Raw genomic sequence first — 17,761 nt, forward strand, 5'->3', positions numbered from 1 at the left:
GTCAGAATTCCTCCCATTCCTCCACGGCCGGGTCCGTCGCCGCGGCCGTGCGGGTCATCGACGGCGCGGCCGCCTCGTCGCGGGTCGCCTCCGATGCGGCCGGCAGCTGGCGACGCGGCTCGCCGCCGCGACGCCGGGCGAGCGCCGGCGCGCTCTCCATCCCGGCCCCGCGCAGGCGGAAGGCCGCCACGGCATGGGCCAGCTCGGTGGCCTGCTGGTCCAGCTCGGTGGCCGCCCGGGCCGAGGACTGCACCCGCGCGGCGTTCTGCTGGGTCACTCGGTCCATCTCCATCACGGCCTGGTTGATCTGGCCGATGCCGTTGCTCTGCTCCTCCGAGGCCGCGGTGATCTCGCCCATGATGTCGTTGACCCGGGTCGAGGCCTCCAGCACCTCGGCCAGCGAGGTCTCGGCACGCTTGACCAGCTCGGCGCCGCCCTCGATCTGGCGGGCCGAGCCGTCGATCAGCGCCTTGATCTCCTGGGCCGCCTGGGCCGAGCGGCTGGCCAGCTGGCGCACCTCGCCGGCCACCACCGCGAAGCCGCGGCCCTGCTCGCCGGCCCGCGCCGCCTCCACCGAGGCGTTGAGCGCCAGGATATTGGTCTGGAAGGCGATCGAGTCGATGACGTCGATGATCTCGGTCATCTTCTTCGAGCCACTGGTGATCTCGCCCATGGTGCCCACCAGCTGCTGCATCAGCTCGCCGGTCTCGGCGGTCTGGGTGGCATTGTCCGAGGCCAGGCCGCTGGCCTGGCGGGCGTTGTCGGAGTTGTGCTGCACCGTGGTGGTCATCTCCTCCATGCTGGAGGCGGTCTGCTGCAGCGAGGCGGCCTGCTGCTCGGTGCGCGAGGCCAGCTCCTCGTTGCCGTCGGCGATGTCGCGGGCCGCCGGTGCCACCCGCTCGACGCCGTCGTTGACGTTGCCGACGATGCTGCCGAGGCTCTTGCGCATCAGCTCCAGGGCGCCGAGCATGCGCCCGACCTCGTCGCGACGGCGGGTCGGGGCGGTGGCGGCGAGGTTGCCCGAGGCGATCTGCAGGGTGAAGCGCTCGGCCTCGCGCAGCGGCCGCACCAGGGCCCGCAGCTGCACCAGGCCCAGCACCGCCAGCACCAACAGCCCCAGCCCCAGCATGACGGCCAGCACCAGCATCATGCGCTGCTCCGCGACGCGGGCCTGGTCGGCCAGCGCGCTGGCGGCCTCCTGCTTGGCGGTGATCAGGGTGTTGACCCGGTCCGACAGGGCATTGCCCCAGTCACGCATCTGCTCGGCGTGGGGCGGAAGTTCCGAGAACACCTTGAAGTTGTCCTCGGCGCCCAGCAGGGTCAGGGCGTGATCCAGCCCCGCCTCGCGGTACTCGCCGAGACGCTCGGCGAAGGCGTCGGCGGCCTCGCCCTGGTTGAGCTCGCGATCCCGATAGGCCGACCACAGCGTCTCGAGCCGCGCATCGGCCTGCTCGAGGCTGGCCACCACCTCGTCGCGCTGATTGATCAGCTCGAAGGGCTCGCGGCTGGTCAGCGCCTGATGGCTCTTGGTCACCACCTGGTCGATCTGCTGCAGCCGCGCGACGTCCTGCAGGCCGTCGCGGTCCAGGGCCGCCAGGCGCTGGCCGGCGGTATCGATGCCGAACAGCCCCAGGCCGCCGGCCACCGCCAGCAGCACCCCGGCCACCAGCACCATGGCCACCACCTTGGCGCGCATGCTGCGCAGGTTCAGGCGCCCCAGGCGACCGACCAGGCCACGCCGCTCGAGACGGCCGCGGTTGAGGGTATAGCCGGTCTTGTGGCCGTCGCGCATGCGCGCATAGACCGCCTCGGCGAGCTCGACCTCGGCACGCTCGGGCTTGGTGCGCATGGAGGCATGGCCAACGACCTCACCCTCCTCGATGATCGGCGAGACGCTGGCATCGACCCAGTAGTGATCGCCGTCCTTGCGGCGGTTCTTGACCAGGCCCTGCCAGGTCTCGCCCGCCGCCAGGGTGTCCCACAGGTCCTGGAAGGCCGCCGGCGGCATGTCCGGGTGGCGCACCAGGTTGTGGGGCGCCCCGACCAGCTCGTCGCGCTCGAAGCCGCTGACCTCGACGAAGGCCGGGTTGGCGTAGGTGATTCGCCCCTTGAGGTCGGTACGCGAGATCAGGAAATGGTCGTCCTTGAGGGGATACTCGCGCTGGGTGACCGGCTGGTTGTTTCGCATGTCGTCAATTCCCTGATGCGGCGGCCATCGCGGGCCACTCGTTGGTGTTCTGGAAAGGCGGCGCCGCCCCGGGCGACGCCGGGACGGCGATCAGAACGACTCCCACTCCTCGTCCTGGCCGTGGTGGCGCGTGCGGGTCGGGGCCGCCTCGGGGCGCTCGCCCGACGCTCGTTGATCCGACACCAGTGACGGCATCCAGCGCGCCAGCTCGCTTTCCCGTTCGGCCTCCGCCCGGCCGGCGAGGCGCGGCGCCTCGACGCCTTCCTTGAGCCGGAAGCGGCCGGTGACCTCGCGCAGCCGGCCGGCCTCGGCCTCGAGCTGGGTGGCCGCGCTGGCCGCCTGCTGAACCAGGGTGGCGTTCTGCTGGGTCACCTGGTCCATCTGGGTGACGGCGTCGTTGACCTGACTGATGCCGTTGCTCTGCTCGGTGGAGGCGGCGGCGATCTCGTCCATGATGTCGCTGACCCGCTGTACCGCGGCGACGATCTCGGACATGGTCTGGCCGGCCCGGTCGACCCGTGCGGAGCCGGCCTCGACCTGGCTCACCGAGTCCTCGATCAGCCCGCGGATCTCGCTGGCCGCGTCCGCCGAGCGGCTGGCCAGGCTGCGCACCTCCTGGGCCACCACCGCGAAGCCGCGACCGTGCTCGCCGGCCCGGGCCGCCTCCACCGAGGCGTTGAGCGCCAGGATGTTGGTCTGGAAGGCGATGGCGTCGATGGTGCCGATGATCTCGGCCACCCGCTGGGAGCCGCGATGGATCTCGTGCATGGTGGTGACCACCTCGCCGACCACCTCGCCGCCCTGCTCGGCGGTGCGGGTGGCCTCGGCGGCCAGCTGGCTGGCCTGCTGGGCGTTCTCGGCGTTCTGGCCCACGGTGGAGGACAGCTCTTCCATGCTCGAGGCGGTCTCCTGCAGCGAGGCGGCCTGCTCCTCGGTGCGCGAGGACAGGTCGTTGTTGCCGCTGGCGATGCTCTGGGAACCCTGGAAGATCGAGTCGCCGCTGGCGCGCACGCTGCCCACCGTCTCGGCCAGGCCGTGCTGCATCTTGTCCAGCGAGCCGTAGAGGCGGCCGATCTCGTTGTTGCCGAGGCGCGGGATCTCCTGGGACAGGTCGCCCTGTTCCATGCGCTCGAAGTAGCCGACCAGCCGGCCGAGCGGGCGGATGACGTTGACCGTCACGCCCCACAGCACCACGGCGATGGTCAGGGCGGCGATCACCAGGGCGGCGATCATCAGCCCCTTGAGCAGGCCGACCATGTCGAAGAAGTTGCCGTAGAGCGAGGCCCCGTTGCTCTCGGCATGGCTGAAGAAGGCGACGGCGTTGTCGTAGAAGCCCTGGGTGAGCGTCTCGACCTCGCCATGCAGGTCGCTGAAGGCCTGGGCGCTGCCCTCCTCCAGGGCCTGCTGCTGGGGGCGCAGGCCGTCGTTCATCAGCGCCGCGAAGCTCTCCTCGACCGGGGCGATCAGCGCCGCCTGGCCGTCCTGCACCGGCAGCGCCAGGAACTCCTGGAAGGTCGCCTCGATCTCGTCGAAGGTCTCGGTCAGCGCCTCGGCCTCGACCTGCACGGCCTCCCGGTCGTCCGGCCACACCGCCTCGGCGAGCCGGGCGTGCAGGTTGCGCAACTCCATCTGCGCGAACAGCATCTGCGAGTTGGTGCGGTTGAGGGTGGACTGCTGATCCACGTTGACCTGGTTGAGGGTGCGCAGCGAGTCCTCGCTGTAACGCACCGTGTAGAGCCCCAGTCCGCTCAGCACCAGCACGAGGGCGGCGAACACCGCCAGCACCAGGCTCCAGCTGACCCGAACGGTCATGTTGTCGAGAAGCTTCACGACTCTCTCCCTTGCAGTGGGGCGATCGCTCGCCGCCCCGATAGACGAATCTCTGGGTCAGGCCTCGGCCGGCTCCGGCGCGTGGGCCGGCGACGCCGCGGGCAGCGCCGCCGGGGCCTCGCCGCCCGTCTCGAGCCGGAAGTGGGCGACCCGCTCGCGCAGGTGCTGGGCCCGCGCCACCAGCCGGCGTGCGGCGGCGCCGTTGCCTTCCACCAGCCCGGCGTTCTGCTGGGTCATGCGGTCCATCTGGGTGACGGCCACGCCGACCTGCTCGATGCCCTGGCGCTGCTCCCGGGTCGCCGTGGAGATCTCCTCCACCAGCCCGCTGAGCCGCTGGATGTCGCCGGCCATGCCGGCGATCAGGCCGTCGGTGTCCTTGACCCGCCGGCTGCCCTCCACGACCTGGTCGTCGGAGCGCTCGATCAGCGCCTTGATCTCCCGGGTCGCGTCCGCCGAGCGGCTGGCCAGCTGGCGCACTTCCTCGGCCACCACCGCGAAGCCGCGGCCGTGCTCGCCGGCCCGGGCCGCCTCCACCGAGGCGTTGAGCGCCAGGATGTTGGTCTGGAAGGCGATCGAGTCGATGGTGTCGACGATCGAGGTCATGCGGGTGGCGCTGTCGTTGATGGCGTCGATGGCGCTCACCACTTCCGCCATGGCCTGGCGACCGCGCTCGGCGCTGCCGGCGGTGTCCGCGGCGACCTCGCGGGCCTGGTCGGCGTGGTCGGCGTTGTGGCCCACCGTGGTGGTCAGCTGCTCCATGCTGGAGGCGGTCTCGGCCAGCGCCGAGGCCTGCTGTTCGGTGCGCGTGGACAGCTCGTCGTTGCCCTCGCCCAGGGCCTCGACCTCGTGGTTGACGGCATCGCTGTCGCGGTGGATATCGCCGATGGTGGTGACCAGGGCCCGGCGCATGCGCTCAACGTCGAACAGCAGGCTGTCGCCGTCGCCGTCGCGCAGGCGCACCTCGCGGGTCAGGTCGCCGTCGGCGATGGCCCGTACCGAGGACGCGGCATAGCGCGGGTCGCCGCCCAGCGAGCGGGTCACGCCGCGGATCACCAGCGCCATCCCCAGGCTCACCGGCACGCCGACCACCAGCAGCGCCAGCAGCGAGCGGAACAGCGAGGCCAGGAAGGCGGCGTCGATGTCGTCGATGTAGACGCCGGTGCCGATCGTCCAGCCCCAGGGCGCGAAGCGCTCGTGGTAGGACGACTTGGGAATCGGTTCGCTGCCCGCCTCGTGGGGCCACAGGTAGTCGACGTAGCCGTCATCGGCGACCACGTCCTCGGCGAACTCCCGGAACAGGTAGCGATCCTCGACGTTCTGGAAGTCGCCGACGTCGGTGCCCACCGCCAGGCGCGGATGGCTGAGCAGCGCGAAGTCGTCGTCGAAGACGTAGAGATAACCGCGGCCGTCGTCGTACTGCATGGCCTTGACGATTTCCGCGGCACGCCGCTTGGCCTGCGCGACGTTGATCTCCCCGGTGTCGGCCCGCTCGGCCTGCGCCTCGATCGCGCCGACGGCGAGGTGGACGTAGTCGCGAAGGGCGCCGTGGCGCTCCTCCAGCATGGTCTGGCGATTCTCCCAGGCGCCCCAGGCCACCATCAGGCCCATGGCCAGCCAGATGATGCCCAGGGATCCCCACAGTTTCTGTGTCATTGTCAGCTGGCGCACGCGTCACCTCTTGTCGGGTGTGTTGTTGTTTTGTTGGGTGTGTTGTTGTTGGTAGAGCCATGGCCGGAGAGCGTTGTGAGCTTTCCCGGCGACAAGCCTTCGCGAGGCGCTATAAACCCGTCCATGGGCGCTACTTTCGCCGTCCCTGGTCGAAAAACCCTCGCGCCGACTTGTCCCCGGCGCTCATCTCTACGGGCGCCTGACCCGGCACGTTCGTATCGAGGTGCTGGCTTATTCGCTCACGCTGTCGACCAGCGCCATCTCCTGGCTGGTCAGCAGCTTGTCGATGTCGACCAGCACCAGCATGCGGTCCTCGAGGCTGCCCAGGCCGCTCAGATAGTCGGAGGACAGGGTCACCCCGAACTCCGGGGCCGGCTTGATCTGCTCGGGCGTCAGGGTCATGACATCGGAGACGCCGTCGACCACGATGCCGACGATGCGCTCGCCGACGTTGAGCACGATGACCACGGTCTGGCCGCCGTATTCGACGCTCTCCAGACGGAACTTGATGCGCAGGTCGACGATCGGCACGATCACCCCGCGCAGGTTGGTCACGCCCTTGATGAAGTCCGGCGCGTTGGCGATGCGGGTGACGTTCTCGTAGCCGCGGATCTCCTGCACCTTGAGGATGTCGATGGCGTATTCCTCGTCGCCCAGCGAGAACACCAGGAACTCGCGGTTGTGTTCCTCGGTGGCGGCCAGGGCGGCGTCGGTGGTCTGGGTGGTCATGACGGCTCTACCTCCTTGCGGGTAAGGGTCGTGGGGGCGGCGTCGACGCGCTGTCCGCGCCGCGCCTCCTTCTTGGCTCGGTTGAGGCGGTGCAGGTCGGTGATGTCGAGGATCAGCGCCACGCTGCCGTCGCCGAGGATGGTCGCCGCCGAGACGCCGGGCACCTTGCGATAGTTGGTCTCGAGGTTCTTCACCACCACCTGCTGCTGGCCGACCAGCTCGTCGACCAGCAGGGCATAGCGGCGGCCCTCGCCCTGGACGATCACCGCGATCATGTCGTCGAGCTCGGTCTTGGCGTCGGCCACGTCCAGCGCCTCGTGGACGGGCACCACCGGCAGGTACTCGTCGCGGACCTTGAGCACCACGTCGTCGCCGGCCATGGCGTAGAGGTCATCGGCACTGGGCTGCAGCGATTCGAGCACCGCGGAAAGCGGCAGGATGAACACCTCGTCGCCGACCTTGATCGACATGCCGTCGAGGATCGCCAGGGTCAGCGGCAGCACGATGCGGATGGTGGTGCCCTCGCCGGGCCGAGACATGATCTGGACGTTGCCGCCCATGGCCTGGATGTTGCGCTTGACCACGTCCATGCCCACGCCGCGGCCGGAGACGTCGCTGACCTCCTGGGCGGTGGAGAAGCCCGGCGCGAAGATCAGCTGCCAGACCTCGTCGTCGCTCATGCCGTCGGAGACGTTGAGCTCGCTCTCCCGGGCCTTGGCCAGGATCTTCTCGCGGTTCAGGCCGCCGCCGTCGTCGATCACCTCGATCAGGATGTTGCCGCCCTGGTGCTTGGCCGACAGCGTCAGCTTGCCGGTGCGCGGCTTGCCGGCGGCCTCGCGGGCGTCGGGCGCCTCGATGCCATGGTCCAGGCTGTTGCGCACCAGGTGGGTGAGCGGGTCGATGATGCGTTCGGTGAGGCTCTTGTCGAGCTCGGTGGCCGCGCCCTCGGTGACCAGCTCGATCTCCTTGCCCAGCTTGCCGGCGGTCTCGCGCACCACGCGCGGGAAGCGGCTGAACACGAAGTCCATGGGAATCATGCGCACCGACATCACCGCTTCCTGGAGGTCGCGGGCGTTGCGCTGCAGCAGGCTCATGCCGTTGTGCAGGCCGCTGTGGTTGACGTTGTCGAGCTCGCTGACGGTCTGGTCGAGCATCGACTGGGTGATGATCAGCTCGCCGACCAGGTTGATGATCTGGTCGACCTTCTCCACCGAGACGCGGATGGAGCTGGACTCGCCGCCGCCGGCCTTGGCCTTCCTGGCCTTGGGCTTGTCGCGTGGGGGCTTGTCGGTGGCCGCCTTGGCGGCCGGAGGCGGTGCGGCGGCGGGCTCGGCGCCTTGCTCGGGCGCGGCATCCCGGGCCGGCTCGACGCCTTCCGGGGCGCCGGCCGACGATGCGTCGGACCCCGGAGCGCCGGCCGCCGATGCGTCGGACCGTTCAATACGCAGCTGCTCGGGCTCGACGATAAAGCCCATCACCGCCTCGATGTCCTCGGCGCTCACCGTGGTGGCCAGGGTCACTCTGTAGCAGTTCGCGTCGCCGCCCTTGGCCTCGATCTCGCCGAGCTGCTCGAGCTCCTCCACCAGCAGGCCGCGATCCTTTTCGCCGACGTTGAGCAACGACACCGTCAGCCGGGGCTCGCCGACGGGCGAGGCGTCGCCCCCCCGAGCGGCGCTCCCGGCCTCGCTCGCGGGTTCGATCCGAAGCTGGTCGGGCTCGACGATGAAGCACATCACCGCCTCGATGTCCTCGACGCCCACCGCGGTGCTCAGGGTTACCCGGTAGCAGCTCGCGTCGCCGCCCTTGGCCTCGATCTCGCCGAGCTGCTCGAGCTCCTCGACCAGCAGGCCGCGATCCTTGTCGCCGACGTTGAGCAGCGACACCGCCAGCCGGGCCTGCCCCTCGGGCGCTGCCTCGTCGTCGGCTGCCGGCGCGGCCTGGACGGCCGGCTCGGGGTCGGACGCCGCCAACGAGGGAGGCGCGGCCGCCTCGGTGCCGTCCAGGGACTGGCCGATCTCCTCCAGCGCCAGGCGCTGCAGGGTCTCGCAGATCCGGGCGAAGGCGTCCTGGTCGGGTTCTTCGTCGTTGCGATAGGCGTCCAGCTGGTCGTGCAGCATGTCCTTGGTTTCCAGGAAGGTGTCGACGATGTCCCGGCGCAGGGTCAGCTCGCCCTGGCGGGTGTGGTCGAGCAGGTTCTCGAACAGGTGCGTGGTCTTCTGCAGGACGTCGAAGCCGAAGGTACCGGCGCCACCCTTGATCGAGTGCGCCGCCCGGAAGATGGCGTTGAGCTGCTCGGCGTCGGGATCGTCGACGTCGAGCTCGAGGAGATGGCGCTCCATGTCGGCCAGCAGCTCCTCTGCCTCCTCGAAGAAGGTGTCATAGAAATCGGTGATATCCATGCAGTTCCCCACCCAGATGTGTGGTGCCCTTCAGGGCGATGATGCCGGGCCCAGGGCCTCGTTGAGTTGTCGGTTGAAGCGTTCCAGCGGCGAGTCGGTGGATGGCCGGCGATTCCCGCCGCCCAGCGTCGAGGGCGTTCCGAGGCCGTCGATCGCCCGCGGCGAGCGGATGCGCTCGGCCACCGCCTCGAACAGCACCAGCAGCTCGATGCGACGGTTCATCGGGTCGCTGGGCTCGGTGTCGGGCATCGACACCTGGTCGGCGAAGCCCGCCACGCGCAGCAGCTTGCTGGCCTCCAGCCCGCCGGTCACCAGCTCGCGACGCGAGGCGTTGGCTCGCGCCGAGGACAACTCCCAGTTGCCGTAGCCGCGCACGCCGTTGAGATAGGCCAGGCTGTCGGTGTGGCCGCTGATGCTCAGGTCGTTGTCCAGCTCGTTGAGCAGCGGCGCGATCAGCCGCAGTAGGTCACGCATGTAGGAGGCCACCCGGGCGCTGCCGAGCTCGAACATCGGCCGCTGCTCGGTGTCCAGCAGCTGGATGCGCAGCCCCTCAGGCGTCATGTCGAAGCGCAGCTGGTCGCGCAGCTGCTTGAGGTCGGGGTCGGCCTCGATGGCCGCCTCGATGCGTTCCTGGAGATCACGGAAGGCGCGCCGCTGGCGCTCGCTGGGCCGCGTCTGCTGGCGCAGGTCGATGCGCGCCCGCTCGCCCTCCTGGAAGGTCGGATCGGGGCCACCGCCGGGAATCACGTTCTGGCTCACGGCCGAGCGATCGCCGCTGGTGATCGCCGCGACCAGCGGCGTGCTGAAGTAGTCGGCCACCCCCTCGCGCTGCTCGGGGCTCGAGGTCGAGAGGATCCACATCACCAGGAACAGCGCCATCAGGGCCGTCATGAAGTCTGCCAGGGCGATCTTCCAGCTGCCGCCATGGTGCCCGCTGACGACCTTCTTGCGCCGAATGATGATCGGCCGGCGGTTGTCCCCCTGACTCATGCGCTCCCCACACCCGCCCTGGATTCACGCACATATTCCTCGAGTTCGCTGAAGCCGGGGCGCTCCTGGCTATGCAGCGCCTTGCGGCCGAACTCCACGGCCAGCTGCGGGGCATAGCCGTGCAGACTGGCCAGCAGGGTCACCCGCATGCACTGCAGTACCTTCTCGACCTCCTTGGTCTGGCGCTCGATGCGGCTGGACAGCGGCATGATGAAGCCATAGCCGAGCAGGATGCCGAGGAAGGTGCCGACCAGCGCATGGGCGATCATCACACCCATCTGTTCCGGGTCGGCGGCGGAGGCGCTCAGCGCCTTCACCACCCCCATGACCGCGGCGACGATGCCGAAGGCGGGCATGGCGTCGCCGACCTTGTGGATGGCGTCGGCCGGGATGTGCGCCTCCTGCTCGAAGGCCTCGATCTCGTGGAGCATGAGCTCGTCGAGCTCCATGGGATCCATACTGCCGCTGACCATCAGCCGCAGGTAGTCGGTGAGGAAGGCCATGATCAGCGGATCCGACAGCACCTTGGGATGCTCGTTGAACAGCGCGCTGTCCTGGGGATTGTCGATGTCGCGCTCGATGCCGAGCATGCCGTCGCGGCGAATCTTGGTCAGGATCTTGTACTGCAGCGCCATCAGCTCCATGTACAACGCCTTGTCGTATTTCTTGGAGCGGCGCAGCCGCGGCAGGATGCGGAAGGTGGCCTTGAGGGCCTTGCCGTTGTTGGAGGCGACGAAGGCACCGATGCCGGCGCCGCCGATCATCAACAGCTCGGTGGGCTGGAAGAGCGGCCCGAGGCTGCCCCCGGCCAGCACGAAGCCACCGAACACCGAGAACAGAACGACCAGATAACCAATGGGAATCAGCACGACCGATATCCTTCGCCGACACGTGAATGACGTTTCTGACATGAGCTATCGGCCAATACCGGGCAGGACTTGAGGGCGGCGGGCGAGAAAGTTGCCGCGGGGCGGGAAACCCTAAGTCCGCTTCACCGACACGACGAGGCCGCCTCCGGACGGGAGATCCGGAGGCGGCCTCGTTCGTGCCCATGCCGCCTGACCGCCGCCCCGGAGCGTTTCCGGGGCGGGCGACGATCAGGCGTGTCGCAGCGCCTCGAGCGACACCGGCCGGGCGACCGCTGCCTCTGCATCCCGCCGCTTGCGGGTCTTGCCGGCCCGGGAGGGCGGCTGGCAGATCCCGCAGACGTAGTCGTGGGTCGGGCTGTGGGCGTGGGCCACGAAGTGCCCGTGGCAGCGACCGCACTCGGAGAGCTGAAGCTGGTCGCTCTCGAAGAAGCGTACCAGGGTCCAGGCCCGGGTCAGCCCCAATACCGCCTCGGCGCCGTCGATCTCCACCTGCTCCAGGTAGAGGCGATAGGCCTTGATGAACGCCTCCATGCGGCCGCAGCCGTGATCCTCCAGCAGCCGCCGGAAGACGTTGTAGAACAGCGAGGAATGGATATTGGGCATCCAGGTGATGAACCAGTCCGTGGAGAACGGCAGCATGCCCTTGGGGGGCGACATGCCGCGAACCTCCTTGAACAACCGGATCAGCCGGGCACGGCTGAGGTCGGTCTCGGTTTCCAGCACCTGGAGGCGCGCCCCCAGCTCGATCAGGTCGATGGCGAGCTGGACCTGCTGCAACTCATCCAACAGGCTCTTAGCCGACATGACCGCCTCCCTGCGACAGCATGGAACGCGAGGCCATCAGCAACGACGAGTGGAAATGGGCGAGCCCCTGATCGCGGGGGTTGTCGACCACCTGACGCAGCTGGTCGGCCCCCTCGCAGCCCAGGTGGCACAGCAGCTGGTTGGTGTTGGCCAGGCGCGCCAGCTGCTGGGCGTTCAACGAGGTCAGGAGATCGGCCATTTCCTCATCGATCTTGAGGCGGAACATGGCCTCGACCCGGTCGTCATTCAGCAACCGCTGGGCGAGTAACAGATAGGCGAGATTCATTTCACGAATCTCGTCGACGTGCGGATTGGTTTTCATAATTCCCTGCTTTTATTGGCATATTCCAGCGTCACGGTCTGCCGCCGTGCTCGTTAGGGGGCGAACCCCCATGCCACGAAATGCACAACATACCGATGCTTGTTGTCATTTTTATAACATTGTCTATGTGGTCAGTGACTATGCAACATGTAGTCTCCAACGCCTACCAACGCAATGACATTGACTTAGATCAATTTCATGAAAAAGTGCTACTAAAACATTCCGTTGGAATGATGTTTTCCACTACTGAAGAACTTTTTGGAAACATTTTTTTACCAAAAATAACAATCCAGTCGTGCGTCGATCGCCGCGTCACTCGTCCCGGCGCGGCGGGGCCATCTCCCTGACCCAGACCAGCAGCTCGGCGATCACCTGGTAGAGCCGGGGCGGGATCTCCTCGTCAAGATCGAGCTGCATCAGCAATCCCACCAGCTCCGGGGCGTCGTGCACGAAGACACCCTGGCGCCGCGCCTCCTCGACGATACGCTCGGCCAGCTCGCCATAGCCCTGCGCCACCACCCGGGGTGCCCCCTTGGCTTCCTGGTAGGCCAAGGCCACCGCCTGGCGGCGAGACGCACCATCCGCATCGCTCATCTCTCGCCCTCCGCGGCCACGTCGAGACGCAGCCTGACATCATCGAAGCCATGGCCCGCCAGGCGGTGACGCAGCGCCTCCAGGCCCGGCTCGAGCCGGGCCTGTGCGGCCTCCTCGCGGACCCGCAGGTCGATGTCCAGGCGCGCCTCGCGCATCCACAGCGAGACCGTCAGCGACCCCAGATCCGCCACCTCGAGCTCGAGCTCGGAGCGCCAGCCGTGGGCGTCGTTTCGCCGTTCGCCGTCGGCCTCTTCACCGCCCGGCTGCCCGTCGCGACGCCCCTGGGGCAGCTGGACCACCAGCGCCATGAACAGGCCCGACCAGACATCGCCTTCCCAGCGCAGGCTGGGCGTGGCCAGCATCTCCAGCTGGTGGCGAACCAGATGCTGCAACCCGTCGGCGAGGGGGTCGCGTGGCGCCTCGGCCCTGACCGCCTCGCCGCCCCCCGCCAGGGGGGGCATCGGCACGCGCCCGGCGTCGCCCGACGCACGCCCCTGTGCGGCGGCCGTGGTCGCCTCGCCGACGGCCGAGGCCGGCATCGTGCCCGGCGTCACCGGACCGGCCGGCGGCATCAGCGTGCTCGCCCCGCCTCCCGCCAGGGGGGGCGGCGCGGCACTCGCTCCCCGCGCCATGGCGCCGACGGCCAGGAACGGCACCGGCGGCCGCAGCGCCTGCACGCGGGCCGCCAGGGCCTCGAGGCCAACCTTCGCCGCCGCGGCATCGGCGGGCACATTGGCACCGGGCTGGCCGGCCACCGCGGCGGGCGTCGCTGCCGTGGCAGGCGACGGCGTGAAGCGCAGCTGCTGCAACATCTGAAGCATCTGCGGCTCGCGGTTGAGCTGCTGGCGAGAGAGCCCGCCCTGATACCAGCGCGCCAGGTGGGACTCATAGAACAGGCCGCTGTCACGGATGCTGCCGGCAAGCCGCTGGGCGAGCTGGTCCGGCGTCGCCGCCTGTTCGCCGGCGGCCACCAGGGGCGCAGCGGGAGAGATCGCCGACGGCGGCGCGGGAAAGCGCACCAGCAGGTCGGCGATGGTGCGCGCCGTGGCACTGAAGTGGGTCGCGGCCGAGAGCGGGGCGCCCTGGGGCGGCGCGGGGGTGGCGGACGCACCGCGCGACGCCCCCTTCGCCACCTCGCCGGCGGTCGGGGACGGCGCACGCGCATCGAGACGCGAATCGCTGTGCACGGCCTTTGGCGCCTCGGCCGGCGCGGTGGGCTTGATCGGCTGGTTGAGCGGCTTGGGCGCGGGCACGTCGACGCGCTTGCCCAGCACCTGGTGCAGGAGGGTGTCGATCAGGGGCGTGATGCCGCTCACACCGGACCCTGGCCGAAGCGGGACGCCGCGGAGAGCACCTGGGCCCCGCCGTTCGTGTAGGCACGCTGCAGGTCACGCTGCCGGCGAGACGAGCCGATCAGCTCGCCCAGCTCGTCGCGGCGCTGGACGAGGTGGCGGCGTACCTCCAGATCGTTCTCGAGGATTCGCTCGAGCAGCTCGGCCTTGCGCACCTGGGCCTCGTGCTCCAGGGCATGCCGGGCATCCAGCTCGGCGATGCGCTCCACTTGCTGGACGTAGTCCGCCTCCTGGTCGACCAGGGCCGGCCAGTCGGCCTCGCGGGCCATGGCCAGCATGCGCTCGCTGCGCTCCAGCAGGCCCTGGTAGCCGGCGATCACCGCCTCGCTGGTCTCGGTCATGTCAGCCTCCCGCGGCCTGGGCCTGGGGCTCGATCTCCCGCCAGGCCGAGGCGATATCGTCCAGCAGCCGCTCGGCCTCGTCGAGCTTGCCCACCTCGTTGCTCAGGTTGGCCGACAGCAGCAGCCGAGCGATGTAGTCGTAGAGCGAAGCCAGGTTCCCGGCCACGTCGCCGCCGCGCTCGGCATCCAACGCCGCGGCCAGGCCGTTGTTGACGATATCCAGGGCCTTGGAGATCGCCTTGCCCTTCTCGGCGGTGTTGCCGGCCTCCAGGTGAATGCGCGCCGCCCGGATCGACGCCTGGGCGCCGTCGAACAGCATCACGATCAGCTGATGAGGGCTGGCGGCCATCACGCCGCTCTCGACCCCGACCTTGGCATAGGCGTTCGCACCACGCCCGTAGGCGGCGGCTCCTCGCATGGCGTTCATCCTCGTCCCCCTCTCATTCCCGGGCCAGGCCGGCGTACGACGGCCTGGTCGCCGGGATTACTGTCCCAGCTGCGAGCTGAGTGCACTGAATTGCTGACTCAGATAGGTGCTGGTCTGGTTCATGTTGGCGATCATGCCGTCCAGTTGGCTGAACTGGCTGCGATAGCGCGCAATGGTGTTGTCGATGGAGGCTTCCATGCTGGCGTAGCGCTCGTCCAGTCCCTCGATACGCGACTCCAGCCCCGAGGTGGCGTTCTCCAGGGCACCGCCCTCCGCGAGCAGGTTGCCCAGGGTGGTGTCCAGGATGTCCGCCAGGCCATCGGCCTCCTCGGTGCCGGAGAAGAAGTCGGTCAACGCCTGGCGATCGTTCAGCACCACCTCGTCGAGCTTGTCGTCATCGAGCGTCAATGTACCGTCCAGCTCCAGGCTGATGCCGATGTCGCTGAGCAACCCGAACTCGCCGCTCGACGAGCCACCGTTCAGGGCACCCCGTAGCCGCGATTCGACGCTGCGCATGGTGCTGTCGCCCAGCAACTCGCCGGCCGCGCCGCTCTCGGCATCGAAGCTGGTCAGCTTGCCGGCGGTCGACTTGAAGTCGTTGTAGGCATCGACGAAGCCGGTCACCGCCTCGCGCAGCGCCCGATTGTTGAGCTCTACCTCGACGTTGGACTCGCCTTCCTCGGCGATATCCAGGGTCACGCCCTGGATGGCCCCCTCCACGGTGTTCGACTGGCTGGTGATATCGATACCGTTGACCGTCAGCTCGGCGTTCTCGGGAGCAACGGTCTGGGTGATCGTGCCGCTGCCGCCATAGGAGAGCTGGTTCTCCAGGGCGGTGTCGCCGGCGTCGCTGGTGTAACTGACCGACTGGATGGCGGCCTCGGTGCCAGTCTCGGCGCTGGACAGCACCAGCCGATAGGGGCTGGCACCACCATCGTTGACGATGCTGGCGGTCACCCCGGCATCCTCGGCGTTGATGGCATCACGGATGCCCTCGAGGGAGCTGTCGGCCTGGGCGATAGCGAGGTTCAGCGTCTGGGCATCGTCGCCGGTGCCGACCTCGATGGTCATGGTGCCGCTGCCGAGCGGGGCATCCCGCTCGGCGAAGCCTTCGCTGGCGATGCTCTGGGCCCGCGCCAGGTTGGTGACATTGACGTCATAGGTGCCCGGCTGGGCGTCGTCCGTCGCGGTCGCGGCGACGCTGTCGCCGGTCACGCTGGACGACAGGCTCTGGTAGAGCGCCTCGTCGTTGAGCTTGGCCGCCGCCTCCTGGAAGGAGGACAGGGCGCTCTCCAGCTTGCCGTAGGCGGAGATCTTGGCCTGGTAGCTGGCCTGCTGCGTCTGCAGCGGCTGCAATTGCTTCCGCTCGGCGCTCTCCAGCTGATCGAGCAAGCCGTTGAGGTCCAATCCCGAACCGATACCCAGTGATGAAATCGAGGCCATGACGCTTCCTTCCTGTAGGCAGTGAGTCTGACAAGGCGCGGCGATACGAGTGGTGCCGAACAGGCCCTGTCGGACGGGCTATTTCGGGGTATCGGCGATTGCCGCGCCAACTTTAGGGTCGACCAGCACCTCTTCGCGGGGGTCGCCGAGGCGCTGGACGACCTCGCCGAGCAGCACCTCACCCAGCGCCTCGCCGGGCGGTGCGATCGCCTCGGTGAGCTGCACCCGCGAGGGCCGGCCCTGCTCGTCCACGCCCTGGACCCAGGCCAGCTTGCCGCCGGCGAAGCGCACCAGCGAGCCCACGGGAAAGAGGCCGAAGCGCCGGATGTAGCGCTTGACCCAGCGCGGGTCGAAGGCCTGGTCGGCATCGATCAGGTGACGATAGATGGCCCCCACGGGCCAGGCGGCCCGCCCCCCGAGCGGCCGGCGCAGGGTATCCACCACATCGACCACCGCCGCCGCGCGCTCCAGCTCGCCGAGCGCCTCGCCACCGAGCCCAGCCGGATAGCCGCTGCCGTCCAGCCGCTCGTTGATGCGCCGCACCACCGAACCGAAGACCGCAGAGGAGAGCCACTGGCAGCGGCCCATTCGCTTCTCGAGCCGGGCGATGTGTTCGGCCAGCTCGGCCGGAGGCGCGGCCACCGGGTCCACCCGCTGCCAAGCCTCGTCCGCCAGCATCGACTTGCCCAGGTCGTGCAGCATGGCGCTGGCCACCAGCGCCTTGCGCAGCTCCTGGGGCACGGCGTTCACCCCCACCAGGTCGAGCAGGTGCACGGCCACCCCGAGGCCATGCCCTACCAGCCAGGACTCGTCGTGCAGGCAGTGGCTGGCGAACAGCAGCGCCTCGCGATCCTCCTCGTGGAGCCGCAGCAGGCGATCGGCGTGCCTCGAGAGCTGCACGCCATCCACCTCGTTGCCGTCCCGCAGCTCCAGCATCTGGGCATCCAGGTAGCCGGCGATGCGCGCGAGCCGTCTGGCCATCGGCGTGGCATAGGCCTTCATGCTGCGCCGCCCGACCTCCGGGCCGTTCGCGGCCGCGCCCTGGAACAGTAGCGAGGGCAGCCGCGAGGCCTCGCCGCCCTCGACGTGACGGGCCGATTCCTGCTCGATCTCGCGCACCAGATACCACAGTTTGCGCTCCTGCTCGGGACCGTTGCCCGAGAAGCGAAACCCCGCCATGACCGCCTGGCGCTCGGTATCCACGCGGCGATGGCGCAGCTTGCCGCGCAGGGCACAGCGCGTGCCATCGGGAAAGCACAGCTCGATATCCAGCGGCAGGGGGGACTCGGCGAGCAGGCTCGAGGCCGCCAGCGGCAGCTCCAGCCGACAGCCCTCCAGCGACAGGTCCTTGAGATCGCCCTGCACCCGCTTGCCTTCCCCGTCGCGCAGGATGGCGCCGACCTCCATGCCCAGCCTGAGGCGGGCACGGAAGGTCTCGCGGCGTTGCAGCACCTCCAGGTGGTAGGGATAGGGGCAGCGGCAGATCAATCGCCCGTCCTGCTGCCGGCACTCCTCCATGGCCAGCTCGGGGGTACGCACCATCTTGCCCTGGGCCTGGCCGAGCAGCCGGAAGGGCTGGCCGCGCTGGAGCTCGCCGGCCACCTCGCGGATGGCGCTGATATCCAGCGCCATCCCTTCACCCGAGCGCTGCTCGGCCAGCAGCACCGGTAGCGGCTCGCCGCCCTCGCCGAGCTGCAGGGAGGCGCCACCCGGCTCGCTCAGCGCCTCGAGCAGACGATCTATCTCGACGGGATTTTCCACTCTGGTATAGCCGTCCTGCGCCATCCCTGGGCCTCTCGGGTTGT

15 protein-coding genes are annotated in these 17,761 nt (G+C 69.0%); all 15 read right to left on the bottom strand.

Annotation, left to right across the window (positions count from 1 at the left end):
- Position 1 precedes the first annotated feature (1 nt).
- Complete coding sequence (locus ACXAFN_RS10900; protein WP_474988621.1) at positions 2 to 2,188, bottom strand: methyl-accepting chemotaxis protein; 2,187 nt, start codon at positions 2,186 to 2,188, stop codon at positions 2 to 4.
- Between the two features lie 90 nt (positions 2,189 to 2,278).
- The gene (locus ACXAFN_RS10905; RefSeq protein ID WP_474988622.1) at positions 2,279 to 4,018 is read right to left on the bottom strand and encodes a methyl-accepting chemotaxis protein; all 1,740 of its coding nucleotides are present in this window, start codon (positions 4,016 to 4,018) and stop codon (positions 2,279 to 2,281) included.
- Between the two features lie 57 nt (positions 4,019 to 4,075).
- Positions 4,076 to 5,686, bottom strand: coding sequence for a methyl-accepting chemotaxis protein (locus ACXAFN_RS10910; protein WP_474988624.1), 1,611 nt, complete (start codon positions 5,684 to 5,686; stop codon positions 4,076 to 4,078).
- Between the two features lie 231 nt (positions 5,687 to 5,917).
- Entirely contained in the window at positions 5,918 to 6,415 is a 498-nt protein-coding gene (cheW, locus tag ACXAFN_RS10915; RefSeq protein WP_474988626.1) for a chemotaxis protein CheW, read from the bottom strand.
- Positions 6,412 to 8,814, bottom strand: coding sequence for a chemotaxis protein CheW (locus tag ACXAFN_RS10920; RefSeq protein ID WP_474988627.1), 2,403 nt, complete (start codon positions 8,812 to 8,814; stop codon positions 6,412 to 6,414). The genes cheW and ACXAFN_RS10920 overlap by 4 nt, the downstream gene beginning before the upstream one ends.
- Positions 8,815 to 8,844: 30 nt before the next feature.
- Positions 8,845 to 9,804: a flagellar motor protein MotB gene (gene motB, locus ACXAFN_RS10925; RefSeq protein ID WP_474988629.1), complete on the bottom strand. Its 960-nt coding sequence runs from the start codon at positions 9,802 to 9,804 to the stop codon at positions 8,845 to 8,847.
- Complete coding sequence (gene motA / locus ACXAFN_RS10930; RefSeq protein ID WP_474988630.1) at positions 9,801 to 10,673, bottom strand: flagellar motor stator protein MotA; 873 nt, start codon at positions 10,671 to 10,673, stop codon at positions 9,801 to 9,803. The genes motB and motA overlap by 4 nt, the downstream gene beginning before the upstream one ends.
- Before the next feature lie 228 nt (positions 10,674 to 10,901).
- Positions 10,902 to 11,477, bottom strand: coding sequence for a flagellar transcriptional regulator FlhC (gene flhC, locus ACXAFN_RS10935; protein ID WP_474988632.1), 576 nt, complete (start codon positions 11,475 to 11,477; stop codon positions 10,902 to 10,904).
- Positions 11,467 to 11,799: a flagellar transcriptional regulator FlhD gene (gene flhD, locus ACXAFN_RS10940; protein WP_474988634.1), complete on the bottom strand. Its 333-nt coding sequence runs from the start codon at positions 11,797 to 11,799 to the stop codon at positions 11,467 to 11,469. The genes flhC and flhD overlap by 11 nt, the downstream gene beginning before the upstream one ends.
- Before the next feature lie 312 nt (positions 11,800 to 12,111).
- Positions 12,112 to 12,393: an EscU/YscU/HrcU family type III secretion system export apparatus switch protein gene (locus tag ACXAFN_RS10945; RefSeq protein ID WP_474988635.1), complete on the bottom strand. Its 282-nt coding sequence runs from the start codon at positions 12,391 to 12,393 to the stop codon at positions 12,112 to 12,114.
- A complete protein-coding gene (fliK, locus tag ACXAFN_RS10950) occupies positions 12,390 to 13,709 on the bottom strand; it encodes a flagellar hook-length control protein FliK (RefSeq protein ID WP_474988636.1) in 1,320 nt (439 codons plus the stop codon). Before fliK ends, ACXAFN_RS10945 begins: the two co-directional genes overlap by 4 nt.
- A complete protein-coding gene (gene fliT, locus ACXAFN_RS10955; protein WP_474988638.1) occupies positions 13,706 to 14,086 on the bottom strand; it encodes a flagellar protein FliT in 381 nt (126 codons plus the stop codon). Before fliT ends, fliK begins: the two co-directional genes overlap by 4 nt.
- Before the next feature lies 1 nt (position 14,087).
- Positions 14,088 to 14,513, bottom strand: a complete 426-nt coding sequence (fliS, locus tag ACXAFN_RS10960; RefSeq protein ID WP_474988640.1) for a flagellar export chaperone FliS — start codon at positions 14,511 to 14,513, stop codon at positions 14,088 to 14,090.
- Positions 14,514 to 14,570: 57 nt separating this feature from the next.
- Positions 14,571 to 15,956 (bottom strand): flagellar filament capping protein FliD, encoded by a 1,386-nt coding sequence (fliD, locus tag ACXAFN_RS10965; RefSeq protein WP_474988642.1) that lies wholly within the window; start codon positions 15,954 to 15,956, stop codon positions 14,571 to 14,573.
- Positions 15,957 to 16,034: 78 nt separating this feature from the next.
- The gene (locus tag ACXAFN_RS10970) at positions 16,035 to 17,717 is read right to left on the bottom strand and encodes a PilZ domain-containing protein (protein WP_474988644.1); all 1,683 of its coding nucleotides are present in this window, start codon (positions 17,715 to 17,717) and stop codon (positions 16,035 to 16,037) included.
- Positions 17,718 to 17,761 lie beyond the last annotated feature (44 nt).

Source organism: Halomonas sp. ABH4_019, from assembly GCF_056159885.1.